Here is a 24,572-nt window from a genome sequence, read left to right as displayed (position 1 = left end):
CGCGACGAACGGCACCCGGGCACGCCGGACGGTCGGCGACCGCCAGGGCCTAGCCGGTCGCCTGGCGCATCAGCAGGTCCCGCAGCTGGCGGGCGTGGCGCCGGCTGACCTGGAGCTCGGCCGCTCCGACGCGGACGCTGGTGGTGCCGGCGTCCATCCGCAGCTCGTCGATCCGGCCGAGGGCCACGAGGTGGCGGCGGTGGATGCGGACGAACCCGCGGGCCGCCCAGCGCTCCTCCAGAGTGGAGAGCGGGATGCGGACCAGGTGGCTGCCCTCGTCGGTGTGCAGCCGGGCGTAGTCGCCCTGGGCCTCGACGTACGCGATGTCGGCGATCGCCACGAACCGGGTGACGCCGCCCAGCTCGACGGCGATCTGGTCCGCGGTACGGTCGGCGACGGTGAGCTCGGGGGAGGGGCGGCGCTGCGGAGGGACGGAGGGACCGGGGGGAACCGCCGGACCGGACCGACCGGCGGTCCCGGCCCGTTCCACGGGCCCGGGCGGCTGCGCGGAGGCCCGGCCCAGCTGGGCGCAGGCCCGCCGGACGGCCTCGCCGAGCCGCTCCGGGCGGACGGGCTTGAGCACGTAGTCCACGGCCTTGAGGTCGAAGGCCTGGACGGCGAACCCCTCGTGGGCGGTGACGAACACGATCAGCGGCGGCCGCGCGAACCCGGCCAGCAGCCGGGCGATGTCGAGGCCGGTCAGCCCCGCCATGTGGATGTCGAGGAAGACGACGTCGATGCCGTCGGGGCCCTCGGGGCCGCTCTCCAGGGCCCGGGTGATCCGCCGCAAGGCCTCCGTGGCGTCCGAGGCGCCCTCGGCGCTCAGCACCCGGGGGTCGGAGCTCAGGAGGTAGAGGAGCTCCTCGAGGAGCGGCTTCTCGTCGTCGACGGCCAGTACGCGCAGCATGCGGTGGAGTGTATGGACGAGCGCGCCAGGGCGGAACGGTGCGCGGCCCGCCTGCCCGGGGGGAGAGGGGCAGGGGGCCGCGCGGTTTTGGGTGTGGGGGGATGCGGGGGAGGGGCGGTGGATCAGGAGGTGGTGATCAGCTTGCCGTCGGGGGACACCGCGTACCAGGTGCCGCCGACGCCCTGGCCGTTGATGTCGCCGGCCTTCTTGTCACCCGTGAAGGTGTAGACGGGCCAGCAGTCGATGGCCTGCTGCTTCTTGCCGTCGGGGCGGTCCAGGACCGAGTAGCCCTTCTCCACGATGCCCTTGGCGTTGGCCTTGTCCACCGGGGGCACGACCGGCCACTTGGCCACGCAGTCGCCGGTGCAGTTGGAGGCCATCGGCCAGGCGGTGTCCTTCTTGAACCGGTAGACGGTCATCCCGTTGCCGTCGACGATGTGCTCGCCCAGCTTGGGGTCCTTGGCCACGGTCAGTGCGCCCGAGGCCTGGCCCGCACCGGCCGGCGCCGGGGCCGGGGCCGCCTTCGCGGCCTTCTTGCCGTCGGGGGCGAAGGCGAACCAGGTCCCGCCGACGCCCTGTCCGTTGGTCTCGCCCGCCTTGGTGTCCTTGCTGAACCGGTACACCGGCCAGCCGGCCACCGTCAGCTGCTTGCTGCCGTCGGTGCGCACGACCTCGCCCAGCAGTGCCGGGTCCATGCCCGCGGCGGCGGTGGCGTCACCGGCCGGGACGACGGGCCAGGTCTTCGCGCAGTCCCCCTCGCAGTTGGACTTCGGCGGCTTGGCGGTGTCCTTGTCGAAGCGGTAGAGGGTGAAGCCGGCGCTGTCGGCCAGGATGGAGCCGAGCTGCTCGTTCTGGGCGACCGCCAGCTGCCCGGCACCCTTGGAATCCGCGCCGGCGGCGGTTCCCGCACCGGCGGCGGTGCCCGCGCCGTAGTCGGAGCCGTAGTCGCCGGCGCCGGACGCGGGAGCCTGGGACGCGGCCCCGGCCGGCTTCGCATCGCCCGCCTTGTCGTCCCCGCCGCAGGCGGTCGCCGTCAGGGCGACGACGACTGCGACGGCGGCCAGGGTGGTTCCGCGCTTGATGCCCATCTTGATCTCTCCCACGTGTGGTGTCTCCGTGTCCGCCGCCCGTTTCTGCGGTGCGTCGGCAACTGTGCTCAGGACACGCCCTGTTGGGGTCGATCTGTTCAAGCGGATTCCTGTGTGCTGTTTCACTTACCCGGGACCGAACCCGGAGCGCCGCAGAGCCGTGACCACAGCGAGGCCGAGGACCTGGTGTCCGGAGTCGTTGGGGTGCAGTCCGTCCGCCAGGTGCTCCGGTCCCAGCAGGTCACGGCCCGGCAGCAGGGCGAGGCGGTCGTCCCCGGCGGAGATCCGGTCGCGGGCGGCCCGCTCCATCGCATCGCGCAGGGCGCCCAGGGTGGCGCCGAGCCGGTTCGGGGTGCGCTCGGCGTCGGGCCGCAGTACGGGGGAGACCAGCAGCAGCGGGGTCCGCGGATGCCCCTGGCGGACCAGGTCGAGGAACGCGCGGGTGGTCTCGTACAGCAGGGGCGCCGAAAAGGGCACGCGGGACCAGCAGTTGGTGCCGAACGCGAGGGTGAGGACATCGGCGGGCAGGCCGGCGATCTGTTCGGCGGTGGCGAGCTCCCCGCGGGCGGCGCCCGCGTACCCGAGGTTGACCGTGTCCCAGCCCAGCGCCCGCCCGGCGACCGCGGGCCAGCCGTGGGCCGGCCGGGTCGACCACCAGCCCTCGGTGATCGAATCGCCGTGCACCACCCAGCGCGGGCCGGCCGGGGCCGGGGCCACGGCGCCGCCGATCCCGCGCAGGCCGAGGATCAGCGGGGACTGCCCCTCCGGCGGGTGGAGGGTGAACGGGCCGCTCCCGCCGGGCAGTTCGATCCGTACGACGGCCTCCGCGGCCGGGTCGGTCCAGACCTCGCGGACCACCCCGTGCCGGTCCCACAGGGCGAAGCAGTGCGCGAGGTCGCGCAGCGCGTCGGTGGGGCCGGGCACGGTCGCCCGGTAGCGGATCTCCATGGCGTGCGCCGCGTGCGCCATGAACTCCAGACGCACCCCTATCGGCAGGGTGGCCCGCTCCCCGGTGTCCCACGGCAGCCGCATGCCGTCCTCCGGGTCGGCCCGGACCGGGCGCCCCTTGTCCAGCCAGGCGACCCCGCGCAGGAAGGGCCCCGGGTCCAGCCAGTGCGTGGCGGTGCTCTCGGCGTTCTCGGCGTTCACGGCGCGCCTCCGGTCGTCGGTCCCGGCGGCATGCTGCGGCAGATCTGACGAGGTGTCAACGGAAGGGACAAAGGGGGCGTACGCATTGATCGATCATCCGTGCGCAACAAAGGACCATCCAGGACAGATCCGCGCAACGATCGTGCGGCAATGTGCAAGGATGGTGCATTACGGGCGGTATCACTCAGCTCGTAGGCTCACTCGCTGTACGTGGAGTGGCGCGGACCGCCTGCTCGGCGGTCCCCCCATGCCCAGGCTCCTTGTCTGTGTCCTGCTCCGGACCGCTGCGGTCGATGCCTCAGTCCCCATCCGCAGTGTCAAAGGAGTCCCCTCGTGCTCGAAACCGGCCAGGCGCCACCGCTCACCTCCGAGCCCCGCAAGCCTGTGAACCCTCTGCTGCGCCGCAAGCCGGTCGAGCAGATGGTCGCCGAGGGCGGCCAGGGCGAGGGCGGAAACCTGCGCCGCTCGCTCACCATGTGGCAGCTGACCATGATCAGCATCGGCGCCACCCTGGGCACCGGCATCTTCGTCGTCCTCGGCGAGGCGGCCCCCAAGGCCGGCCCGGCCGTCACGATCTCCTTCATCATCGCGGGCCTGACCGCCCTCTTCTCGGCCCTCTCCTACGCGGAGCTGGCCGGATCGGTGCCGGTCTCCGGCTCCTCGTACTCGTACTCGTACGCCACCATGGGCGAGTTCGTCGCCTGGGTCTGCGGCTGGTGCCTGGTCCTGGAGTACGCCGTCTCGGTCTCGGCCGTCGCCGTCGGCTGGGGCCAGTACCTCAACGAGCTCCTCGACGGGACCATAGGCGTCACGCTCCCCGAGAAGCTCTCCGCCGCCCCGCTGGGCGACGGCGGCATCATCAACCTGCCGTCCCTGGTCGTCGTCCTGCTCGCCATGGTCTTCCTGCTCCGCGGCGCCAAGGAGAGCGCCCGGATCAACACGATCATGGTCGTCGTGAAGATCGTCACCCTGGTGCTCTTCATCGGCATCGGCGTCATGGGCATCAAGTCCGGCAACTACGCCCCGCTGGCCCCGCTCGGCGTCACCGGCATCAGCGCCGCCGCCTCCACGCTCTTCTTCTCGTACATCGGCTTCGACGCCGCCTCCACCGCCGGTGAGGAAGCCAAGAACCCGAAGAAGGACCTGCCCCGCGCGATCATGCTGTCGCTCGGCATCGTCACCGTCCTGTACTGCCTCGTCGCCTTCGTCGCCGTCGGCGCCATGCCGTGGCAGGACTTCGAGGGCACCGAGGCCGCGCTGGCGCAGATCATGACCAACGTCACCGGTGACTCCTTCTGGGGCGTCGTCCTCGCCGCCGGCGCGGTCGTCGCCATCGCCTCCGTCGTCTTCGCCGTCCTCTACGGCCAGACCCGCATCCTCTTCGCGATGTCCCGCGACGGCCTCGTCCCCAAGGTCTTCGCCAAGGTCGACGAGAAGAGCGGCGCCCCCCGCGCCAACGTGGTGATCGTCTCCCTCTTCTGCGGCGCGCTCGCGGCGTTCATCCCCCTGGGTGAGCTGGCCAACGCGACCAGCATCGGCACCCTCTTCGCCTTCGCGCTCGTCAACATCGCCGTCGTGATCCTGCGCCGTACCAAGCCGGACATGCCGCGCACCTTCAAGGTGGCGCTCTTCCCGGTCACGCCGATCCTCGGTTTCCTCGCCTGCGGCTACATGATGTACAGCCTGCCGACCGCGACGTGGCTCGCTTTCGGTGTCTGGATGGCCGTCGGCCTCGTGGTCTACTTCCTGTACGGCATCCGCCGCTCCCGACTGGCCACGGCAGAAGTGGCCACAGCAGAAAAGTGATCCACCCGCAGTGCGACTGAACGATCTCGACGAACGCATCGTGCACGCCCTCGCCGAGGACGCCCGCCGCTCCTACGCCGACATCGGCTCCGAGGTCGGACTCTCGGCCCCGGCCGTGAAGCGTCGCGTGGACCGGCTGCGGGCCGAGGGAGCCATCACGGGCTTCACCGTCCGCGTCGACCCCGCCGCCATGGGCTGGGAGACCGAGGGCTTCATAGAGATCTACTGCCGCCACAACACCTCGCCGGACGACATCCGGCGAGGGCTGGAGCGGTACCCCGAGGTGGTGTCCGCGTCGACCGTCACCGGCGACGCGGACGCCCTCGTCCAGGTCTTCGCCTCCGACATGCGCCACTTCGAGCGCGTACTGGAGCGCATCGCGGGCGAACCGTTCGTGGAGCGCACCAAGTCGGTGCTGGTCCTCTCCCCGCTCCTGCGCCGCTTCACCTCGGGCGCCCCGGCCTGATCCGCAAGGCAACAGGTCCTACGCTGTCGTGCGGGCCGCCGAGGCGTGCGCGGGGCCCCGCAGGGTGCGGCGTTCCTCTTCCGTCAGCCCGCCCCACACCCCGAACGGCTCCCGGGTGCGCAGCGCGTGCTCCAGGCACGCGGCACGCACCGGGCAGACCGCGCAGACCCGCTTCGCGGCCTCGTCGCGGCCCTCGCGCTCCTCGCCCCGCTCACCCGCCGGGTGGTAGAAGCGCCCGGGGCCCAGGTTCCGGCAGGCCGCGCGCAGCTGCCACTGCCAGTGATGGTGCGCGGAGCCGGGGAGCCTTGAGACGTCGGTCATGGCAGTTCCTTTCCATGGATTACCGACGCGTCTGACCGCTCTCCGCTCCGCGAAACCCGCCACCGGGTTCCTCCGGCGGTACGAGGCCCTGCGTCAGGCCGTCGCGTCCGGGGTGCGGACCCCCATGAAGAGCGGGCGGCGGCGCAGGGTGAAGCCCATCGACTCGTAGAGGGCGATGGCTCCCGTGTTGTCCGCCGCCGCGTGCAGGAACGGGCGGTCGCCGCGTTCCACGATCGCCGCCGCCACCGCACGGATCAGCCGGCCCGCGAGCCCCTTGCCCCGGTGGTCCGGGTGCGTGCACACCGCGCTGATCTCCGACCAGCCCGGCGGGCGCATCCGTTCCCCCGCCATCGCGACGAGCCGGCCCTCGTGCCGGATCCCGAGGTACGTGCCCAACTCGACGGTGCGCCGCGCGAACGGCCCCGGCTTCGTGAGCCGGACCAGCTCCAGCATCTCCGGTACGTCGGCCGGCCCCAGCAGGACCGCCTCGGGCGCGGCCTCTGCCCGTACCGCCCCGCCGTCGAGCTGTACGCCCGGTATCGAGTCCTGCGTCGTCCACCCCGCGGGCGGCGTCGGCAGGCCGGTGATCCAGACCGTCTGGCCCGGCCCGGCCAGCGCGGCCAGATCGGCCCAGGCCTCAGGGTCCTCGGGGTCCGCGAGCGCGACGAACGGCGAGGTGTCGGCGACGTACCGGGCCGCGAGCCCCCGGGGCCCGGTCTCGGTGAAGGCGCTGCTCGGGCCGCTCAGGGCGGCCCAGACCGGATTGTCGAGTACGTGGAGCGGGGTGGCCGCGTCGATGTCGGGCGCCATGAGGTGGGAGACTCCTTCTGCTGGTGACGACTTCTGCTGGTGACGACGGTCATGAGGACGGTCAAGAAGGTCAGCATCCGGCGCGGCCGGGTTTATGCCCCTCACGCCCCGGCAATCGCTACGCGCCCGTCGACAGGGAATGAACGGCCCCGCGCAACGAATCTCCGTCCGAGCCGTGAAACACGCAACGAATCGATGCGCGGAGCGCAACAGTCATGGCTTGTCGACGTCGAACGGGTGAACGTACCTTCAATAGGACCCACTCCCCTCCTGCCACAGAGGTACGCCCATGCCCCCGCTGCGCACCGCCCTCCTCCAGAGCTCCGGACGGCTCGGCGACACCGCCGAGAACCTGAAGGCGCTCGACGGGGCCGCGGAACGCGCCGCACAGGCGGGTGCCGGGCTCCTCGTGACCTCGGAGATGTTCCTGACCGGCTACGCGCTGGAGGTCCAGGACGTCGCCGCCCTCGCCGAGGCCGCCGACGGCATGTCGGCCCGCGCCATCGGTGAGATAGCCCGCCGCCACGGCGTCGCCGTCCTGTACGGCTACCCCGAGCGCGAGGGCGACACCGTCTACAACGCGGCCCAGCTCATCGGCCCCGACGGGGTCCGGCTCGCGAACTACCGCAAGACCCACCTCTTCGGCTGCTTCGAGCAGGACGCCTTCACCCCCGGCGACACCCCCGTCGTCCAGGCGGAGCTGAACGGCCTGCGCATCGGCATCATGATCTGCTACGACGTGGAGTTCCCGGAGAACGTCCGGGCCCACGCCCTGGCCGGCACCGACCTCCTCCTGGTGCCGACCGCGCAGATGCACCCGTTCCAGTTCGTCGCCGAACAGCTCGTCCCCGTACGGGCCTTCGAGAACCAGATGTACATCGCGTACGTCAACCGCACCGGTCCGGAAGGCGAGTTCGAGTTCGTCGGACTCAGCTGCCTGGCGAGCCCCGACGGGGTGACCCGCACCCGGGCCGGGCGCGGCGAGGAGCTGGTGATCGGCGAGGCCGATCCCGAGCTGCTGCGCGCGTCGCGCGAGACCAACCCGTACCTGCGCGACCGCCGCCCCGGGCTCTACGCCTCCCTCGTCTGAGCCCCGCCAGCGCCCTCCCCCCTGCCCCACCCCCGCAAGGAGCCGTACCCCATGACGTCCACGGTGCCCACCACCGCCGTCCCGCACAGCGACGGACAGCCGCCGATCACCATGTTCGGCCCGGACTTCCCGTACGCGTACGACGACTTCCTCGCCCACCCCGCGGGCCTGGGCCAGATCCCGGCGACCGAGTTCGGCACCGAGGTCGCCGTCATCGGCGGCGGGCTGTCGGGCATCATCTCCGCGTACGAGCTGATGAAGATGGGCCTCAAGCCCGTCGTCTACGAGGCGGACCAGATCGGCGGCCGGCTGCGCACCGTCGGCTTCGAGGGAGCCGGCACCGAGGGTCTGACGGCGGAGATGGGCGCCATGCGCTTCCCGCCGTCCTCCACCGCGCTCCAGCACTACATCGACCTGGTCGGCCTGGTCACCGAGCCCTTCCCGAACCCGCTCGCCGAGTCCACCCCCTCGACGGTCGTGGACCTCAAGGGCGAGACCCACTACGCCGAGACCATCGCCGACCTGCCGCAGGTCTACCGCGACGTGTCGGCCGCGTGGAACGCCTGCCTCGACGAGGGCGCCGACTTCTCCGACATGAACCAGGCGATGCGCGAGCGGGATGTCCCGCGCATCCGCGAGATCTGGGCCAAGCTCGTCGAGAAGCTCGACGACGAGACCTTCTACGGCTTCCTCTGCAAGTCCGAGGCCTTCCAGTCCTTCCGCAAGCGCGAGATCTTCGGCCAGGTCGGCTTCGGCACGGGCGGCTGGGACACCGACTTCCCGAACTCCATCCTGGAGATCCTGCGCGTCGTCTACACCGAGGCGGACGACCACCACCGCGGCATCGTGGGCGGCTCGCAGCAGCTGCCGGTGCGGCTGTGGGAGCGCGAGCCCGAGAAGATCGTCCACTGGGCACAGGGCACCTCGCTGTCCTCCCTGCACGAGGGCGCCCCGCGCCCGGCGGTGACCCGCCTGCACCGCACGGCCGGCAACCGCATCACGGTCACCGACGCCTCCGGCGACATCCGTACGTACCGTGCCGCGATCTTCACCGCCCAGTCCTGGATGCTCCTGTCCAAGATCGAGTGCGACGACACGCTCTTCCCGATCGACCACTGGACGGCGATCGAGCGCACCCACTACATGGAGTCCAGCAAGCTCTTCATCCCCGTGGACCGGCCGTTCTGGCTGGACAAGGCCGTCGACGACGCGGGGAACCCGACCGGCCGCGACGTCATGTCGATGACCCTGACGGACCGCATGACGCGCGGTACGTACCTCCTGGACAACGGCCCGGACCAGCCGGCCGTCATCTGCCTCTCGTACACGTGGTGCGACGACAGCCTGAAGTGGCTGCCGCTGTCCGCGAACGAGCGGATGGAGGTCATGCTGAAGTCCCTCGGCGAGATCTACCCGAAGGTCGACATCCGCCGCCACATCATCGGCAACCCGGTGACCGTGTCCTGGGAGAACGAGCCCTACTTCATGGGCGCGTTCAAGGCCAACCTGCCGGGCCACTACCGCTACCAGCGGCGCCTGTTCACCCACTTCATGCAGGACCGCCTCCCCGAGGACAAGCGCGGCATCTTCCTCGCGGGCGACGACATCTCCTGGACGGCGGGCTGGGCCGAGGGCGCGGTCCAGACGGCGCTGAACGCGGTCTGGGGCGTCATGCACCACCTCGGCGGCTCCACGGACGCCATCAACCCCGGCCCGGGCGACCTCTACGACGAGATAGCCCCGGTCGAACTCCCGGAGGACTGACCCACCAGGTCCCTCCGGCCCCATGACCACGGGCCGCCCCCGCGCCACGAGCGCGGCGGCGGCCCGTCTTCATGCGCGCGCTCAGGAGGTCGGGGTCAGGAGGCAGCGGCCCACCAGGCCCACGCCGGCGTCCAGGGAGTCCGTGAACTCCTCGGCCAGGTCCGGGGAGCGGCGCAGGGTCCACAGGAGGCGGGCCGCCGACCAGGCGGCGCCGCGGGCGCGGTCCAGGCTCCAGGAGCCGAGCAGATGGGTCAGCGGGTCCGCGATCTCCAGCAGGTCCGGGCCGGGCATCAGGTCCTCCCGGATGTGCTCCTCCAGGGAGACCAGGGTGTCGCCGACCCGGTCGAAGTCCGCCTCCAGGGCCCGGGGTTCGCAGTCCAGGGCCCGGCAGGTGGCCACCACCGCCAGCGCCAGGTCGTGCCCGATGTGCGCGTTGATCCCGGCCAGCGCGTGCTGCAGCGGCCGGACCCCGGGGTGGCGGCGGTACTGGAGCAGCGGGCGCCAGCAGGCCGGGGCCCGGTCCGCCTCCACCGCCGTCAGGTACCGCTCCGCGAACCGTACGCTCAGCGCCTCCGCCCGCCGCGGCGCCGGGAACTCCCCGTGGGAGATGCGCGCGTGCAGCGTCTCCGTCACCGTCAGGTACACCCGGTTGAAGACGGCGACACCGTCCTGCGCGGGGAGCCGCTCGTCCAGGGCGCGCATCCGCGCGAGTACCGCTTCCATGGGTGGCAGCGTCGCAGCCGGCGGTGCGGATCCGGGGAACTTGGCCGTGTGCTTCGCCGGTTCGGGCGAACCCGGACCGTTCGCCGGCTCGCTCAGGGGCGGGTGCCCCGGGCGGCGTCGTCCGCGTCCTCGCCCTCGCCCTCGTCCAGGTCCGCGTCCGCGTCGCCGGTGTCGTACGCCGACGTGCCCGAGTCGAGCAGCGGCCCCTGCTGCTTCAGGTGCGCGGGCGCGAAGTACCGCAGCGCGTGGTAGCCCGTGATCACCACGATCGTGCCGAGGGCGATACCGCCCAGCTCGAAGCTGTCCGTGAACTGCAGCTTCACCCCGCCGATGCCGATGATGATGCCCGCCGCGGCCGGCACCAGGTTCAGCGGATTGCGCAGGTCCACCCCGCCGTTGATCCAGATCTGCGCGCCGAGCAGGCCGATCATCCCGTACAGGATGACGGTGATCCCGCCGAGCACCCCGCCGGGGATCGCGGCGACGACCGCGCCGAACTTCGGGCACAGGCCGAAGAGCAGCGCGAAGCCGGCCGCCGCCCAGTAGGCCGCGGTCGAGTAGACGCGGGTGGCCGCCATCACGCCGATGTTCTCGGAGTACGTGGTGTTCGGCGGGCCGCCCACCGCCGTGGACAGCATCGACGCGGCGCCGTCGGCCGCGATCGCGGTGCCGAGCCGGTCGTCGAGCGGGTCGCCGGTCATCTCGCCGACCGCCTTGATGTGCCCGGTGTTCTCGGCGATCAGGGCGATCACCACCGGCAGCGCGATCAGGATCGCCCACCACTCGAACTGCGGCGCGTGGAAGCTCGGCAGCCCGATCCAGTCCGCCTTGCCGACCCCGGAGAGGTCGAGCCGCCAGTGATCGACGGCCTCCGCCCCGCCCACCGTCGAGTGGATCTTGCCGAAGAGCAGGTCGAAGACCCAGGAGATGGCGTACCCGAAGATCAGCCCGAGGAAGATCGCGATCCGCGACCAGAAACCCCGCAGGCAGACCAGGGCCATCCCCGTGAACAGCATGGTCAGCAGAGCCGTCCACTGGTCCTGCGGCCAGTACGTCGAGGCCGTCACCGGCGCCAGGTTGAAGCCGATCAGCATCACCACCGCGCCCGTCACCACCGGCGGCATCGCCGCGTGGATGATCCGCGCCCCGAAGCGCTGCACGGCGAGCCCCGCCAGGAACAGCGCCACGCCGACCACGAACACCGCGCCCGTGACGACAGCGCTGTCCCCGCCGCCCGCCCGGATCGCCGCCGCGACGCCCACGAAGGCGAGGGAGCAGCCCAGGTACGAGGGCACCCGCCCGCGCGTGGCCAGCAGGAAGATGGCCGTCGCGACACCCGACATCATGATCGCCAGGTTCGGGTCCAGGCCCATCAGGACCGGCGCGACGAAGCTCGCCCCGAACATCGCCACGACGTGCTGGGCACCGAGCCCGGCGGTCCTCGGCCACGACAGCCGCTCGTCCGGCCGCACCACCGCGCCGGGGGCGGGGGTCCGCCCGTCTCCGTGCAGGGTCCAGCGCACGCCGAGGCCCATGTTTCCACCACTTCCGTCGAACCGAACGACACCGATTGATCACGCATGCCGGCCGCCGGGGCATGCCCCGGCGGCCGGCGCCATTTTAAGGTCGGATGCCTGCCGGTTCGTCCCGATCCACGGGCGCGGACCCGGCCGCCACCGGCTTCTGCCGCAGTACGGCAGCCCCCGCGACCAGCGCGAACGCGAGCAGCGTGACCAGCCCGAAGGACACCACGAGCGAGGTCGCGTCCGCCACCGCGCCGATCGCCGACGGCGCGATCAGCCCCGAGGTGTACGTGATCGTCGCGACGCCCGCGATGGCCTGTGCCGGGGCCGGCCCGCTGCGCGCGGCGGCCGCGAAGGCCAGCGGGACCACCACCGCGATGCCGAGACCGATCAGCCCGAAGCCCGCGATCGCCACGGCCGGATCCCCGGCCGTCACCACGAGCACCCCGCCGGCGGTGGCCAGCACCCCGCCGGCCCGGACGGTGCGCACCGCCCCGAACCGGTCCACCACCCGGTCCCCGACGAGCCGGGCGAGCGCCATGGTGAGCGCGAACGCGGTGGTGCAGGCGGCCGCGAGACCGGCGTTCGTGTCGAGCACGTCCCGCAGGTAGACCGCGGACCAGTCCATGCTCGCGCCCTCCGCGAAGACCGCGCAGAACCCGATCGCGCCGATCAGCAGCGCGGACTTCGGGGGCAGCGCGAAGTGCGGCGGGGCCTGTGCCCCCGCGGCACTGTGCAGATCGAGCACCCCTCGTACGGCGACCAGCCCGGCCGCGGTCAGGGCGAGGGCGGCGACCAGGTGGTGCAGCCGGGCGTCGGCCCCGGCGTGCGCGGCGACCGTGCCGGCCGCCGAGCCGATCAGCGCGCCCACGCTCCACATGCCGTGCAGCGAGGACATTATCGAGCGGCCGAGCCGGTTCTCGGTCTCCACGCCCAGCGCGTTCATCGCCACGTCCGCCATCCCGGCGGTCGCTCCGTAGACCAACAGGGCGAAGCACAGGGTGGCCAGGTTCGGGGCGAGGCTCGGCAGGATCAGGGACAGGGTCCACAGCACCAGCAGCGCGCGCAGCGCGGCGCGGGCCCCGAAGCGGTGGTTGATCCGGCCGGCCAGCGGCATCGCGACCGCCGCGCCCAGGGCGGGGAAGGCGAGGGCGAGGCCCAGGGTGCCCGCGCTGAGCTGGGCGTGGTCCTGGATCCAGGGGATACGGGTGGCGAAGGAGCCGGTGACGGCCCCGTGGGTGCAGAAGACGGCGGCGATGGCGAAGCGGGCATGGCGCAGGCGCGCCGGGCTGAGGTCTGTTTCCCCTGTCATGGATTTAAACTATCAGGGACCCTGCCTGATAGTTAGTGTGCCGAAGCTACCTAGGATGGGCGCCGTGACTCCTGCCAAGGCCCTGACCCCCGCCGCCCCGTCGCCCGCGTCGCCGAGCACGGCCCGGGCCATCAACGACCGTCTGGCCCTGGGACTCCTACAGGAAGAAGGGCCGCTGACCGCCACTCAGCTCAAGGCCATGACCGGCCTGTCCCGCCCCTCGGTCGCCGATCTCGTCGAGCGGCTCACCGACGCCGGGCTGATCGAGGTGGTGGGGGAGTCGGGCGAGCAGCGCCGCGGTCCCAACGCCCGGCTGTACGGGATCGTCGCCCGCCGCGCGTACCTGGCGGCCCTGGACGTACGGACGGACAGCGCGACGGCGGTGGTCGCGGACCTGCTCGGCCGCCCGCTGGCCCGGGCCGCGCTCCCGGTGGACGCCGTCGACGAGGCCGTGACCCGGCTGGAGGACCTCGCCCGGGAGGCCGGCGCGGACCGGCTGCACACGGTGGTGGTCGGCGCCCCGGGTCTGGTGGCCCCGGCCGGGGAGCTGCACAGCACCGCCGGACTGCCCGCCTGGCACCGGGACCTGGTGACGGCCCTCCAGCGGCGGCTGCCGGCCACGGTCGCCGTGGAGAACGAGACCAACCTGGCGGCCCTCGCCGAACAGCGGGTCGGCGCGGCCCGGGACCTGGACTCCTTCGTACTGCTGTGGCTCGGCGCGGGCGTCGGCGCGGCGGTCGTGCTGGACGGGCGCCTGCGCCGCGGAGCCTCCGGCGGCGCGGGCGAGATCGGCTTCCTCCCGGTGCCGGGCACGGGCCGGCTGCCCTCCGCCACGGATTGCGGCGGCGGCTTCCACGCGCTGGTCGGCAGGGACGCCGTGGCCGCGCTCGCCGCGGAGCACGGCTACGCAGGGCCGGTCGAGGAGGCGGTGGCGGGCGCCGCGGGCGAGGCCTTCCTGGAGGCCCTGGCCCAGCGGCTCGCCCTGGGCGCGGCCGCCGTCGCGGCCGTCCTGGACCCGGGATGCCTGGTCCTGGCGGGTGAACTCGGCCACGCGGGCGGCGCAGGCCTGGCCGCCGCGGTCGCCCGCCGGCTGGCCGAGCTGACCCCCGTGCCGATGGAGGTTCGCGCCACCGCACTCGGCGACCCGGCGGTCCTCACGGGCGCCCGCCTGGCCGCCCGCGAAGCCGCCCAGGCGGACCTCTTCGCCCCCTGAACCGCACCGGGCCGGACGGCCTAACCGTCGTCGTCGATGCGTTCGTCGTCGCGGAGCCTGCGCCAGATGCGGGTGCGGTGCAGCAGGTAGAGCGCGCCGGCCAGGAAGACCACCTGGAGGCCCACGGCGAGCACCCAGAAGATGGCCCGGCTCTCCAGCTCGTCCGACAGGTAGGTGAAGTTCATGCCGAAGAACCCCGTCACGAAGCTCAGCGGCAGAAAGATCGTGGAAACGATCGCCAGCCGGTTGATCACGCCGTTCTGTTCGCCGGACACCAGCGAGGAGTAGGTGCTGAAGCCCCGCCGGGCGGCCTCCTGGAGTGCCTCGATGTCCGTGAGTACCAGCCCCGACGTGCGCTGGAACTCACGAGCGAGCCGCTTGCGCTCCTCCGGGAAGTCGCGGTTCAGCACCCGGCGCGTGATGGCCTCCTCCGCCGCCTGGCGGTAGGGGAGCAGGGTCTGGTGCAGGAGCGCCGCGGTCCGGCGCAGCCGCGCCAGGCGGTAGAGCTGCTCCGCCTCCCGCTGCCGGAACATTTCGTCCTCCAGGTCCTCCACCTCCAGAAGGGCCCGGACGGCGGACCGCCGATAGGTCTCCAGAGCCTCGCCGAGCAACAGGAACAGCGTGGCCACGGCGTCGGGCGGCCTTTCGTGCTTGAAGCGGGCGACGAGGCTCTCCACCAGCCCGGCCGGTCCCCGGTGCACCGTGACCAGGTACCGCTCGGTGGCCAAGACGTGGAGGTGGGTGATCTCGCCCGCCTCGATCGCGGGGACGACGAACACGGCGGCGTCCCCGAGGAACTCGGCGCGGGCGGCTTCATCCTCCCGGCCGAGCCACGCAAGGTCGTCGGCCTCCAGGCCGAGCAGGTGGGCGACCGGCTCTTCCCCGGGCGGGGCCACCTCGGGCAGCTCCGCGTCCACGAACAGGAAACGGGATTCCGCGAGACGCTCACGGGCCTCCGACACCGAGGTGCGCCGCACGATGCCCTCCGGCATGGACACCACCGAAACGATCACCGCGTGGCCCGGGCCGTCAGGAACTCGGAGAAGGTGATCTTGCCGACCGCGTGGGACGGGGCCAGGTTGCCGCCGCGGCGAAAGGCCGCGTACGCCTTCCCCGCCAGCGGCAGCGCGAACACCTTGCGCCTGCGCCCCGTCGCCGCCAGGTACGCCCGGCCCAGCTCCGCCAGCGTGTGGATCTCCGGGCCGCCCATGTCCGTGACCCGGCCCGCCGGGGCCGGGACGGCCAGTTCCGCCAGCCGGTCCGCGACCTCCTCGACGGCGATCGGCTGCACCCGGACCCCCTTCGGCACCGGCACCGGCACCACCGGCACCTTCGCCAGCGCGTCCACCAGCATCGTCACCAGGTCGTGGAACTGCGTCGTCCGCAGGATCGTGACACCCAGCCCGGACGCCTCCAGCATCCGCTCGACCTCGTACTTGATCGTGTAGTAGCCGAACGGGACCGCGTCCACCCCGACGATCGAGATGTAGACGATGTTCGTGACCGTCCCGGCCCGCCGGGCCGCCTCGATCAGGTGCCCGGCGGCCACGTCGTCGCCGCCGCGCGGGGTGCTCGCGCAGTGCACGACCACCTCCGCGCCGGCCATCGCCGCGTCCAGCCCGCTGCCGTCCCGCAGATCCACCGGGTAGTCCTTCGCGCGGCGGCTCAGGACCCGTACGTCGTGGCCCGCCGCCCGCAGCCGGGTGACGACCGGCCGGCCGAGGTTTCCGGTGCCTCCGGTGACGAGAATCGTGCTCATGGTGTCCGTTCCTTCCCGCAGGGTTCCGTTCACCAGCTGGGACCGGACAGCCCCCGGGAATGTGACAGCTGCCGCTGAAGGAATTCCAGCTTCTCCGGATTCACCACGCTCCGCACCCCGCGGACCAGACCGTCCTCGATCTCCACCTGCACCACCACCGCCGCCGCGCCGACGAGCAGCGCGGGTTCGCCGTTGACCTCCGCGAGGGAGATCGGCAGGCCGGCCCCGTACTTGCGCAGAGCGCCCGCCAGGAACCGCGCCACCTCGTCCCGGCCCAGGATCGGCCGCCGGGCCGTGCTCACGATCCCGCCGCCGTCCGCCACGTACCGCACGTCGGCGGTCAGCATGGACTCCAGCCGGGCCATGTCCCCCTCGCGCGCCGCCGTCAGGAACGTCTCCACCAGGCTCTGCCACTGCGCCCGATCCGGTTCGAAGCGGGGGCGCGGCGCGGCCGCCCGGGCCGCCTCCGCCCGGCCCGCCTCGACCCTGCCCGCGGCCCGCCGGTAGAGCTGACGGCAGTTGGGCTCGGTCAGGTCGAGGAGCCCGGCGATCTCCCGGTGGCCGTACGCGAAGGCCTCGCGCAGCACGTAGACCGCCCGCTCCACCGGCGTCAGCCGCTCCAGCAGCACCAGCAGCGCAATCGAGACGCCGTCCCGCTGCTCGGCCGACTTCAGCGGACCCAGCGCCCCGCCGCCGGTGAGCACCGGCTCCGGGAGCCAGGGGCCGACGTACTCCTCGCGCCGGGCCCGCGCCGAGGTGAGCCGGTTCAGGCACAGGTGCGTGACGGCCCTGGCGAGCCAGGCCCCGGGGTGCTCGACGCCCTCGCGCCCGGCGGAACTCCACCGCAGCCAGGCGTCCTGGACCATGTCCTGCGCCTCCGCGGCGGAGCCGAGCATGCGGTACGCGATCCCGAACATACGGGGCCGGTGCTCCTCGAAGTCCGCGAGCGCCGCAGGGTCCTGTGTGATCACCGCAGCAGCCTACGAGGACACCCGCGGCCGGACGTGCGAGGACCCGGTGGCCGCCGGGCCACCGGGTCCTCACGTCTCTTCACCTGCGCCACCTGCGCGGTGTCAGCAGGCGCCCTGGTCCTTCCAGACGCCCCACTCGCCGGTGGTGCCGGGCTCCTCGTTCTGCGTCCACCACTGGGCCTTCCAGGTGTGGCCCTTGTGCGAGACGAGGTTCCCGCTGTTGTAGACCGTGCCCGCGACGTACGCCGGGCTGGTGCACGTACCGCCCGGAGGCGTGGTCGGAGGCGTCGTCGGGGGAGTGGTCGGGGGAGTGGTCGGCGGGGTCGTGGGCGGGGTGGTCGGGGGCGTGGTGCCGCCCGGCTCCGTCACCGTCGTGCCGCGCGCCAGGTCCCCGGCGAGGGCGTAGGTGGTGCCGGAGATGTTCACCGTCCAGTTGGAGGGCGTGGAGACCGGCAGGTAGTAGTTGAACGCCAGGTCGACCGAGGCGCCGGGAGCCAGCGTCTGCCAGGCCGGGAGCTTCAGCGAGACCCGCTGGAAGTCGCCCTTCAGGCCGCCGACGTTGGTGCCGGTGTGGCCGCTCGCGATCACCTTCGTGCCGAAGCCGGACTGGTCGGAGGCGTTGTTCGGGGCCGAGGTCCCGTAGTCGAACTGGAACTCGGTGCCGCCGGGCAGCGTGGTCCTCGTGTTGTTGGTGATCTTGAGCTTCGGGGTGATCGGATAGTTGGAGTCGCCCAGCTTGAACTCGGTGAACTCCGTCTTGATGTCCACGGCCTGGGCGGGCAGGGCCGCACCCGCCTTCCGCGCGCCGTAGGGCGCGGCCGACTTGAACTTCTCGTACATCAGGGAGGTGAGGGTGTCACCCATCTCGTACTGGCCCTTGGCGGCGTTGTACCCGTAGTCGCCCGCCAGCTCCCAGACCATCGTGCCGCCGATGCCCTTGGCCACCACGTAGTCGGCCTTGGCGGCGACGGACTGCTCGTCCTCCGTCGACAGGAAGACCTTCTTCTGGGCGTTCCACAGCCACGGCGCCACCAGCGTGGAGTCGTACTTGCGGACGTAGGTGCCGGTCAGCGTGGTGTTCGCGGGGAAGCCGTACGTGGTGACGTAGTCGCCGACGACGCCCTTCTCCAGGTTCTTGGCGTGCCACATCGGGTTGGAGCCCGCCGGGGACTCGACCCCGTTGGTGTCCAGGTCGTGCCACAGGTTGTCGATGCCGACCGCGCCGTCACCGCACTTGGTCAGCCCCGCGCCGGCCGGGCAGGTGGTCGCCGGGGCCTTGCCCCACAGGCCGTCGGTGCCGCCCTGCACGTTCTTGAAGCCGCGGGTGTAGTACGGCAGGCCCATGTTGATGCGGCCGGCCGGCATGGAGCCGCGGAAGTAGTGGTAGGCCCAGTCGGAGTTCAGGTAGCCGATGCCGCCGTACTGGGAGGTGGAGTAGACGCCGGCGGCGGCCAGTTCGCCGTCCTTTCCGTCGTCGAAGAGCGAGGCGTTCGGGCCGACGTACTCGTTCCAGGCGCCGTGCAGGTCGTAGGACATGATGTTGACGTAGTCCAGGTACTTCTGCATCTGGAAGGTCTCCATGCCCCGCAGCAGGTAGCCGGAGGAGGGGGCGGCCACGGAGAGCAGGTAGTGCTTGCCGTCGGCGGCGCCCGCGCGGTCGAGCTTCTCGCGCAGCGACTTCATCAGGGCGGCGTAGCCCTGGACGAGGCCGGCCCGGCGGGCGTTGGAGAGCTGCCAGTCCAGCGGGTTGCCCGCGTCCTTCATGGTGGTCGGGTACTCGTAGTCGATGTCGACGCCGTTGAAACCGTACTTCCGGATGAACTCGACGGAGGAGTCCGCGAAGGTGTCGATGCCGGCCTGGTTGACGGAGCCGTCGGCGTTGGTGGCCATCGAGTAGAAGCCGCCCGACGCGACGCGGTTGCCGTCGTCGCCGAAGTAGCCGCCGGTCTCGGCCCAGCCGCCGACCGAGATCAGCGTCTTGACGTTCGGGTACTGCTTCTTGAATTTGTTCAGCAGGTTGAAGTGGCCCTTGTACGGGAGGGCCGGGTCCATCTCGGCGCCCGCCACGCCCGGCCAGGTCATCCCGGTGGCGGCGTTGTTCGCGTTGTCGGTGCCGACCGAGATCTTGTTGTCGGAGCCGACATGGGCGAAGGCGTAGTTCAGGTGGGTGACCTTGGACCACGGGACGTTGTTGGCGAGGTAGGCGGGGGCGCCGTCCTTGCCCGTCCGCCAGCCGGTGAAGTATCCGATGACGCGCCGCTGGTGGTCGGCGCCCATCTTCTCGCGGCCCTCGGAGTCGTAGACGGAGCAGTACGGGACGTCGACGCCGGCCGTCTTGTACAGCCCGTCCGGGCGACAGCTCTCGTTGTCGGCCGCGTGCGAAACGCCCGCCGAGAGCCCGCCCACCAGCAGTCCGGCGATCGCCGCGCCGGATGCCAGGAGCATCGCTCTCGTACGTGTGGGGGACAGCATGGTGCCTCCTGGGGAGGGGAGGATGGCAGGACACGAAGGACACAACAGGCGGAGAAGTGGTGCGTGTTGGCCCGTGACGTGCGCACATCTGACGGGCTGACTCCCGGGGAAGATGAAGGGAACGTTAAGAGGACTAGACCACCCCGTCAATAGGTCTGGACCAATCGCGACCCAACCTGACGGACTCCCGCGCGACGGGCCCCCTGTGACCCAGGCCACAGTCCCTCACTCGCATGGCCGCCGATCACCCGTGGCAAACTGGCAGCAGTACCAGTAAGCAGCGCACTCCGGGGTCGGTGTAATTCCGAACCGGCGGTATAGTCCGCGACCCGTCCGCAGCCAGCGGCCGGTTGATCAGGTGAAATTCCTGGACCGACGGTGAAAGTCCGGATGGGAGGCAGTGCGCGGCGGGCCAGTCACCGGTACGCCGCCGTCGGCGGTTCATCGGCGTATCCCTGCGGATGCGTCCGGGCGGACCGTTTTTTCGGCCTCGGCGTCCCCGCGTGTGCTGTACCGCTTCATCTGTCGTATCCCGACAGGCCCCGGAGTCCGTGCCCGACGAGGCAGGAGGACCCGGTGGCGAACCACGCCGCGCATGCACCGCACGACGCCTTCGGCGAGCCCGTTGTCGACGCCGGCGCCGTCGCCGACGCGCAGGCCATGCGCCGCGCCGTCGAGCTCGCCGCCCGCGGTCTCGGCTCCACCAGCCCCAACCCGGTCGTCGGCTGCGTCATCACGGACGCCGCGGGCACCATCGTCGGCGAGGGCTGGCACGAGCGGGCCGGCGGCCCGCACGCCGAGGTCCACGCCCTGCGTGCCGCGGGCGAAGCGGCCCGCGGCGCCACCGCGTACGTCACCCTCGAACCCTGCAACCACACCGGTCGTACGGGGCCCTGCGCCCAGGCGCTCATCGAGGCCGGCGTCACCCGCGTGGTCTACGCCGTCCCGGACCCGAACCCGCAGGCCAGCGGTGGCGCCAGCACCCTGCGCGCCGCCGGGATCAAGGCCGAGGGCGGTTTCCTGGAGGCCGAGGCCGCGGCCGGCAACGCCGCCTGGCTCACCTCCGTACGACGGGGCCGCCCGCACGTGACCTGGAAGTACGCCGCCACCCTCGACGGCCGCAGCGCCGCCGCGGACGGCAGCAGCCGCTGGATCACCGGCCCGGAGTCCCGCGCCGACGTCCACCGGCTGCGCGCCGAGGCCGACGCCGTCCTCGTGGGCGGCGGCACCCTGCGCGCCGACGACCCGCACCTGGCCGTACGCGGCATCGAAGGCGCCACCCAGCCCCTGCGCATCGCCCTCGACACCCGCGCCGGCGTGCTGCCGACCGCCCGCATCCTCGACGACGCCGCGCCCACGCTGCTCGTCGTCGGCGAGGACGCCGACACCCGGCACCTGCCGGGCGTCGACCTGCTCCGGCTCCCCCTGCATGACGGCCGCATCGCCGTCCACGACCTGCTCGGCCGGCTGTACGCCCGCGGTGTGCGCTCCGTCTTCCTGGAAGGCGGCCCCACCCTCGCGGGCGCCTTCCTCGAAGCCGGAGCCGTCGACCGTGTCGTCGGCTACCTCGCCCCGGCCCTCCTCGGCTCCGGCCCCACCGCCCTCGCCGACGCCGGCATCACCAACATCGCCCGCGCGGTGCGCCTCGACATCACCGAGGCCGTCCGCGTCGGCACCGATCTCCGCATCACCGCCGTACCCGTATCCGAAGCCGTCCCCACCCCCACCGCCCCCAAGGAGCACTGAGTGTTCACCGGAATCGTCGAAGAACTGGGCGAGGTCACCGCCGTCGAGCAGCTCTCGGAGGCCTCCCGCTTCCGCCTGCGCGGACCCGTCGTCACCGACGGCGCCAAGCACGGCGACTCCATCGCCGTCAACGGCGTCTGCCTGACCGTCGTGGAGACCGGCGGCGGCGAGTTCACCGCGGACGTCATGCAGGAGACCCTGAAGCGCTCCAGCCTCGGCGCCCTCCATGCGGGCTCCCGGGTCAACCTGGAGCGCCCGATGGCCCTCGGCGGACGGCTCGGCGGACACCTCGTCCAGGGGCACGTGGACGGCACCGGCGAGATCCTGTCCAGGACGCCCTCCGAGCACTGGGAGATCGTCAAGGTCTCGCTCCCGGAGAACCTGTCCCGGTACGTCGTGGAGAAGGGCTCCATCACGGTGGACGGCGTCAGCCTGACCGTGGTCGAGGCCGCCGCGGACTGGTTCACCATCAGCCTCATCCCCACCACCCTCGCGCTGACCACCCTCGGCCTCAAGCAGCCCGGCGACCCGGTCAACCTGGAGGTCGACGTCCTCGCGAAGTACGTCGAGCGCCTGCTGGCTTCGGGCGTGGACCCGCTGACCGCCAAGGAGGACCAGCAGTGACCGCCCTGACCTGGCTCAACGCGGAGGCCTTCGCGGTCTTCGGCCAGAAGGTCATCTGGTCCGACATGATCGGCAACCTGATGGGCCTGGCGGCCCTCGCCCTCGGCTGGCGGCGCTCCATTTGGACCTGGCCCGCCCAGCTCCTGTCCGGCCTGATCCTCATAGCCGCGTACGCCTCCGCCCACCTCACCGGCGGCGTCGGCAAGCAGCTCCTCGTCATCGGCGTGGCCGCCTGGGGCTGGCGCGCCTGGCAGCGCGGCCGCCGGCAGGCCCAGGACGGCACCCTCGCGGTGCGCACCGCCACCTGGACGGAACGCGGGCTGCTCCTCGCCGGGGCGGCCCTCGGCACCCTGGCCGTCGGCGGCCTGTTCACGCTCTTCCCGAACCTGTCGTGGAGCCCGTGGGCCGACGCCTACATCTTCGTCGGCACGATCGTCGCGATGGTCGCCCAGGCCCGCGGCCTCGTCGAGTTCTGGTTCGCCTGGCTCCTCGTCGACCTGGTCGGCGTCCCGCTCGCCTTCACCAACGGACTGGCCTTCTCCGGCCTCGTCTACGTCGTCTACTTCGCGCTCGTCCTGTGGGGCGCCCACGACTGGTACCAGCGTTCGCGCACCACCCCCGCCCCGGCCCTGGAAGGAGCAACGGCATGACCACCCTCAAGCCCGTGCCCGACATCGACGCCGTCCTCGAGGCCGTCTTCCGGCTCGACCCCGTCGAGCAGGCCATCCGCGACATCGCGGCCGGCCGGCCGGTCGTCGTCGTGGACGACGAGGACCGCGAGAACGAGGGCGACCTCGTCATCGCCGCCGAGAAGGCCACCCCCGAGATCGTCGCGTTCATGATGAGCGAGTGCCGCGGCCTGATCTGCGCCCCCATGGAGGGCTCCGAGCTGGAGCGGCTCGAACTGCCCCAGATGGTCCAGAAGAACACCGAGTCGATGCAGACCGCCTTCACCGTCTCCGTCGACGCCAGTGCCGCCCACGGCGTCACCACCGGCATCTCGGCCGCCGACCGCTCCACCACCCTGCGGATGCTCGCCGACGGGGTCTGCGAGCCCTCCGACTTCGTGCGCCCCGGCCACGTCTTCCCGCTGCGCGCCAAGCCCGGCGGCGTCCTGGTCCGCAACGGCCACACCGAGGCCGCCGTCGACCTCGCCCGCCTCGCGGGCCTGCGCCCCGTCGGCGCGATCGTGGAGATCGCCGGCGAGGACGGCGTCATGCTGCGCCTGCCCGAGCTGATCCCGTTCGCCCGCAAGCACGGTCTGACGATCATCTCCATCGAGGACCTGATCGCCTACCGCCGCTCCGCCGAGCCGACCGTCCGCCGCGAGGCCACGGTGGCCCTGCCGACCGCCCACGGCGACTTCACGGCGTACGGATACCGCTCCATCTCCGACGGCGTGGAGCACGTGGCCCTCGTCCACGGCGAGATCGGCGACGGCCAGGACATCGTGGTCAGAGTCCACTCCGAGTGCCTGACCGGCGACATCTTCCACTCCCTGCGCTGCGACTGCGGCCCCCAGCTGCACGCCTCCATGGCCCGCATCAAGGACGAGGGCCGCGGCGTGGTCGTCTACCTGCGCGGCCACGAGGGCCGCGGCATCGGACTGGTGTCCAAGCTGCGCGCGTACGAGCTCCAGGAGCGCGGCCGCGACACCCTGGACGCCAACCTGGAACTCGGCCTGCCGGCCGACGCCCGCGACTACGGCGCCGGCGCGCAGATCCTCGCCGACCTCGGCGTCAAGAGCGTCCGGCTGCTGACCAACAACCCCGACAAGTCCGCCGCCCTCGTACGGCACGGCATCGCGGTCAACGACCGGGTGGCCATGCCCACGGAGGCGGGCGAGCACAATCTGCGGTACCTGCGCACGAAGCGGGACCGGATGGGCCACGACCTGCCCTGGCTGGACCAGGCCGTGACCACCTCCGCCTGCGGCAACCAGTAAGCACGTACGAACCACCAGCACCAGCACCAGCACACACCACGAACCACGAAGAACCGAGGAGCACAGCTGTGAGCGGCAAGGGCGCACCCGAACTGAGTGTCAGGAACTGCGGAGACCTCCGGGTCGCGGTCATCGCGGCCCAGTGGCACGAGAAGGTCATGGACGGGCTCGTCGACGGTGCCCTGCGCGCCCTGCACGAACTGGGCATCGACGAGCCCACCCTGCTCCGCGTCCCGGGCAGCTTCGAGCTCCCGGTCGTGGCGAAGGTACTGGCCGGTCGCGGTTACGATGCCATCGTCGCCCTCGGAGTCGTCATCCGCGGCGGCACCCCGCACTTCGAATACGTCTGCCAGGGCGTCACCCAAGGCCTGGTGCAGGTGTCGATCGACACCGGAGTCCCCGTCGGCTTCGGCGTACTGACCTGCGACAACGACGAGCAGGCGCTGGACCGCGCCGGGCTCGAGGGGTCGAACGAGGACAAGGGACACGAAGCGGTCATCGCCGCCGTCTCGACTGCTGCGACCCTGCGGTCCGTCAGCGAACCCTGGCGCTGAGTGGCGGCGGGGGACCCCGTATTCTGAGGACCATCATGGCGAACACACCCTCCAAGAGTTTCGAAGAGCTCTTCACCGAGCTCCAGCTCAAGGCCGCCACCGGCGACCCCGGCTCCTCCCGCACCGCCGAGCTCGTCGGCAAGGGCGTCCATGCCATCGGCAAGAAGATCGTCGAGGAGGCCGCCGAGGTCTGGATGGCCGCCGAGCACGAGGGCAAGGAAGCCGCCGCCGAGGAGATCTCCCAGCTGCTGTACCACGTCCAGGTGATGATGGTCGCGCGCGGGATCTCCCTCGACGACGTCTACGCGCACCTCTAGGCCGGAGCCCGT

23 protein-coding genes and 1 riboswitch are annotated in these 24,572 nt (G+C 71.9%); of the genes, 11 read left to right on the top strand and 12 right to left on the bottom strand.

Annotated elements, in window-relative coordinates; genetic code table 11:
* Positions 1-49: 49 nt before the first annotated feature.
* The 3 genes from ACIQU4_RS37055 to ACIQU4_RS37045 form a co-directional block, all read right to left on the bottom strand.
* A complete protein-coding gene (locus ACIQU4_RS37055) occupies positions 50-907 on the bottom strand; it encodes a LytR/AlgR family response regulator transcription factor (protein WP_403740609.1) in 858 nt (285 codons plus the stop codon).
* 122 nt (positions 908-1,029) lie between these two features.
* Entirely contained in the window at positions 1,030-1,995 is a 966-nt protein-coding gene (locus ACIQU4_RS37050) for an SCO0930 family lipoprotein (RefSeq protein WP_403740843.1), read from the bottom strand.
* Between the two features lie 126 nt (positions 1,996-2,121).
* Positions 2,122-3,144, bottom strand: coding sequence for a GDSL-type esterase/lipase family protein (locus ACIQU4_RS37045; RefSeq protein WP_403740606.1), 1,023 nt, complete (start codon positions 3,142-3,144; stop codon positions 2,122-2,124).
* Positions 3,145-3,477: 333 nt separating this feature from the next.
* Here ACIQU4_RS37045 and ACIQU4_RS37040 point away from each other — a divergent pair, with 333 nt between their 5' ends.
* Positions 3,478-4,950, top strand: coding sequence for an amino acid transporter (locus ACIQU4_RS37040; RefSeq protein ID WP_403740603.1), 1,473 nt, complete (start codon positions 3,478-3,480; stop codon positions 4,948-4,950).
* Positions 4,951-4,960: 10 nt separating this feature from the next.
* On the top strand, positions 4,961-5,416 hold the full coding sequence (locus ACIQU4_RS37035) for an Lrp/AsnC family transcriptional regulator (RefSeq protein ID WP_007262967.1): 456 nt from the start codon (positions 4,961-4,963) through the stop codon (positions 5,414-5,416).
* 18 nt (positions 5,417-5,434) lie between these two features.
* Here the strand turns inward: ACIQU4_RS37035 and ACIQU4_RS37030 are convergent, their stop codons facing one another.
* Complete coding sequence (locus tag ACIQU4_RS37030; RefSeq protein ID WP_403740600.1) at positions 5,435-5,737, bottom strand: WhiB family transcriptional regulator; 303 nt, start codon at positions 5,735-5,737, stop codon at positions 5,435-5,437.
* Positions 5,738-5,830: 93 nt separating this feature from the next.
* Entirely contained in the window at positions 5,831-6,547 is a 717-nt protein-coding gene (locus ACIQU4_RS37025) for a GNAT family N-acetyltransferase (protein WP_403740598.1), read from the bottom strand.
* A 289-nt stretch (positions 6,548-6,836) separates the two neighbouring features.
* On the opposite strand from ACIQU4_RS37025, the gene ACIQU4_RS37020 reads away from it, so the two are divergent.
* Complete coding sequence (locus ACIQU4_RS37020; protein WP_403740596.1) at positions 6,837-7,637, top strand: carbon-nitrogen hydrolase family protein; 801 nt, start codon at positions 6,837-6,839, stop codon at positions 7,635-7,637.
* A 51-nt stretch (positions 7,638-7,688) separates the two neighbouring features.
* Positions 7,689-9,401, top strand: coding sequence for a flavin monoamine oxidase family protein (locus ACIQU4_RS37015; RefSeq protein WP_403740593.1), 1,713 nt, complete (start codon positions 7,689-7,691; stop codon positions 9,399-9,401).
* A gap of 81 nt (positions 9,402-9,482) precedes the next feature.
* Here ACIQU4_RS37015 and ACIQU4_RS37010 read toward each other — a convergent pair whose 3' ends face one another.
* From ACIQU4_RS37010 to ACIQU4_RS37000, 3 genes are all read right to left on the bottom strand, one after another.
* Positions 9,483-10,124: a DUF5995 family protein gene (locus tag ACIQU4_RS37010; protein ID WP_053693960.1), complete on the bottom strand. Its 642-nt coding sequence runs from the start codon at positions 10,122-10,124 to the stop codon at positions 9,483-9,485.
* A 92-nt stretch (positions 10,125-10,216) separates the two neighbouring features.
* Positions 10,217-11,659, bottom strand: a complete 1,443-nt coding sequence (locus ACIQU4_RS37005; protein WP_403740590.1) for a uracil-xanthine permease family protein — start codon at positions 11,657-11,659, stop codon at positions 10,217-10,219.
* Positions 11,660-11,744: 85 nt separating this feature from the next.
* Positions 11,745-12,959 (bottom strand): MFS transporter, encoded by a 1,215-nt coding sequence (locus ACIQU4_RS37000; RefSeq protein WP_403740588.1) that lies wholly within the window; start codon positions 12,957-12,959, stop codon positions 11,745-11,747.
* A 55-nt stretch (positions 12,960-13,014) separates the two neighbouring features.
* Here ACIQU4_RS37000 and ACIQU4_RS36995 point away from each other — a divergent pair, with 55 nt between their 5' ends.
* The gene (locus ACIQU4_RS36995; protein WP_403740585.1) at positions 13,015-14,172 is read left to right on the top strand and encodes an ROK family transcriptional regulator; all 1,158 of its coding nucleotides are present in this window, start codon (positions 13,015-13,017) and stop codon (positions 14,170-14,172) included.
* A 20-nt stretch (positions 14,173-14,192) separates the two neighbouring features.
* Here ACIQU4_RS36995 and ACIQU4_RS36990 read toward each other — a convergent pair whose 3' ends face one another.
* The 4 genes from ACIQU4_RS36990 to ACIQU4_RS36975 form a co-directional block, all read right to left on the bottom strand.
* Positions 14,193-15,164: a CorA family divalent cation transporter gene (locus ACIQU4_RS36990; protein ID WP_403740840.1), complete on the bottom strand. Its 972-nt coding sequence runs from the start codon at positions 15,162-15,164 to the stop codon at positions 14,193-14,195.
* A gap of 17 nt (positions 15,165-15,181) precedes the next feature.
* The gene (locus ACIQU4_RS36985) at positions 15,182-15,931 is read right to left on the bottom strand and encodes an SDR family oxidoreductase (protein ID WP_403740582.1); all 750 of its coding nucleotides are present in this window, start codon (positions 15,929-15,931) and stop codon (positions 15,182-15,184) included.
* 29 nt (positions 15,932-15,960) lie between these two features.
* Positions 15,961-16,902 (bottom strand): RNA polymerase sigma factor SigJ, encoded by a 942-nt coding sequence (gene sigJ / locus ACIQU4_RS36980; RefSeq protein ID WP_403740580.1) that lies wholly within the window; start codon positions 16,900-16,902, stop codon positions 15,961-15,963.
* A gap of 102 nt (positions 16,903-17,004) precedes the next feature.
* Positions 17,005-19,374, bottom strand: a complete 2,370-nt coding sequence (locus tag ACIQU4_RS36975) for a chitinase C-terminal domain-containing protein (RefSeq protein WP_403740577.1) — start codon at positions 19,372-19,374, stop codon at positions 17,005-17,007.
* Between the two features lie 278 nt (positions 19,375-19,652).
* Positions 19,653-19,782: riboswitch (FMN riboswitch) on the top strand.
* Between the two features lie 252 nt (positions 19,783-20,034).
* Here ACIQU4_RS36975 and ribD point away from each other — a divergent pair.
* The 6 genes from ribD to ACIQU4_RS36945 all read left to right on the top strand — a co-directional run bounded on the left by ribD (position 20,035) and on the right by ACIQU4_RS36945 (position 24,560).
* The gene (ribD, locus tag ACIQU4_RS36970; protein WP_403740837.1) at positions 20,035-21,120 is read left to right on the top strand and encodes a bifunctional diaminohydroxyphosphoribosylaminopyrimidine deaminase/5-amino-6-(5-phosphoribosylamino)uracil reductase RibD; all 1,086 of its coding nucleotides are present in this window, start codon (positions 20,035-20,037) and stop codon (positions 21,118-21,120) included.
* The gene (locus tag ACIQU4_RS36965; protein WP_403740574.1) at positions 21,121-21,744 is read left to right on the top strand and encodes a riboflavin synthase; all 624 of its coding nucleotides are present in this window, start codon (positions 21,121-21,123) and stop codon (positions 21,742-21,744) included.
* Complete coding sequence (locus tag ACIQU4_RS36960; protein ID WP_403740571.1) at positions 21,741-22,394, top strand: nicotinamide riboside transporter PnuC; 654 nt, start codon at positions 21,741-21,743, stop codon at positions 22,392-22,394. Before ACIQU4_RS36965 ends, ACIQU4_RS36960 begins: the two co-directional genes overlap by 4 nt.
* Positions 22,391-23,689, top strand: a complete 1,299-nt coding sequence (locus tag ACIQU4_RS36955) for a bifunctional 3,4-dihydroxy-2-butanone-4-phosphate synthase/GTP cyclohydrolase II (RefSeq protein ID WP_403740566.1) — start codon at positions 22,391-22,393, stop codon at positions 23,687-23,689. The genes ACIQU4_RS36960 and ACIQU4_RS36955 overlap by 4 nt, the downstream gene beginning before the upstream one ends.
* Before the next feature lie 68 nt (positions 23,690-23,757).
* Positions 23,758-24,243, top strand: a complete 486-nt coding sequence (gene ribH / locus ACIQU4_RS36950) for a 6,7-dimethyl-8-ribityllumazine synthase (RefSeq protein ID WP_048475497.1) — start codon at positions 23,758-23,760, stop codon at positions 24,241-24,243.
* Between the two features lie 35 nt (positions 24,244-24,278).
* Complete coding sequence (locus ACIQU4_RS36945) at positions 24,279-24,560, top strand: phosphoribosyl-ATP diphosphatase (protein ID WP_403740563.1); 282 nt, start codon at positions 24,279-24,281, stop codon at positions 24,558-24,560.
* Positions 24,561-24,572: the final 12 nt, after the last annotated feature.

It is taken from the genome of Streptomyces sp. NPDC090741 (assembly GCF_044769045.1).
In the GTDB taxonomy this organism is placed as follows: Bacteria; Actinomycetota; Actinomycetes; order Streptomycetales; family Streptomycetaceae; genus Streptomyces.
Note: the sequence above shows the minus strand (reverse complement) of the source record. Positions and strands in the feature narration are given on the sequence as shown.

Coding starts and splice junctions, on each gene's coding strand:
- ACIQU4_RS37010 (WP_053693960.1), bottom strand. CDS start 10,124: ATGGAAGCGGTACTCGCGCGGATGCGCGCCCTGGACGAGCGGCTCCCC.
- ACIQU4_RS37030 (WP_403740600.1), bottom strand. CDS start 5,737: ATGACCGACGTCTCAAGGCTCCCCGGCTCCGCGCACCATCACTGGCAG.
- ACIQU4_RS36995 (WP_403740585.1), top strand. CDS start 13,015: ATGGGCGCCGTGACTCCTGCCAAGGCCCTGACCCCCGCCGCCCCGTCG.
- ACIQU4_RS36945 (WP_403740563.1), top strand. CDS start 24,279: ATGGCGAACACACCCTCCAAGAGTTTCGAAGAGCTCTTCACCGAGCTC.
- ACIQU4_RS36985 (WP_403740582.1), bottom strand. CDS start 15,931: ATGAGCACGATTCTCGTCACCGGAGGCACCGGAAACCTCGGCCGGCCG.
- ACIQU4_RS36990 (WP_403740840.1), bottom strand. CDS start 15,164: ATGCCGGAGGGCATCGTGCGGCGCACCTCGGTGTCGGAGGCCCGTGAG.
- ACIQU4_RS36955 (WP_403740566.1), top strand. CDS start 22,391: ATGACCACCCTCAAGCCCGTGCCCGACATCGACGCCGTCCTCGAGGCC.
- ACIQU4_RS36975 (WP_403740577.1), bottom strand. CDS start 19,374: ATGCTGTCCCCCACACGTACGAGAGCGATGCTCCTGGCATCCGGCGCG.
- ACIQU4_RS37050 (WP_403740843.1), bottom strand. CDS start 1,995: ATGGGCATCAAGCGCGGAACCACCCTGGCCGCCGTCGCAGTCGTCGTC.
- ACIQU4_RS37020 (WP_403740596.1), top strand. CDS start 6,837: ATGCCCCCGCTGCGCACCGCCCTCCTCCAGAGCTCCGGACGGCTCGGC.
- ACIQU4_RS37000 (WP_403740588.1), bottom strand. CDS start 12,959: ATGACAGGGGAAACAGACCTCAGCCCGGCGCGCCTGCGCCATGCCCGC.
- ACIQU4_RS37025 (WP_403740598.1), bottom strand. CDS start 6,547: ATGGCGCCCGACATCGACGCGGCCACCCCGCTCCACGTACTCGACAAT.
- ACIQU4_RS37005 (WP_403740590.1), bottom strand. CDS start 11,659: ATGGGCCTCGGCGTGCGCTGGACCCTGCACGGAGACGGGCGGACCCCC.
- ribD (WP_403740837.1), top strand. CDS start 20,035: ATGCGCCGCGCCGTCGAGCTCGCCGCCCGCGGTCTCGGCTCCACCAGC.
- ACIQU4_RS37015 (WP_403740593.1), top strand. CDS start 7,689: ATGACGTCCACGGTGCCCACCACCGCCGTCCCGCACAGCGACGGACAG.
- ACIQU4_RS37055 (WP_403740609.1), bottom strand. CDS start 907: ATGCTGCGCGTACTGGCCGTCGACGACGAGAAGCCGCTCCTCGAGGAG.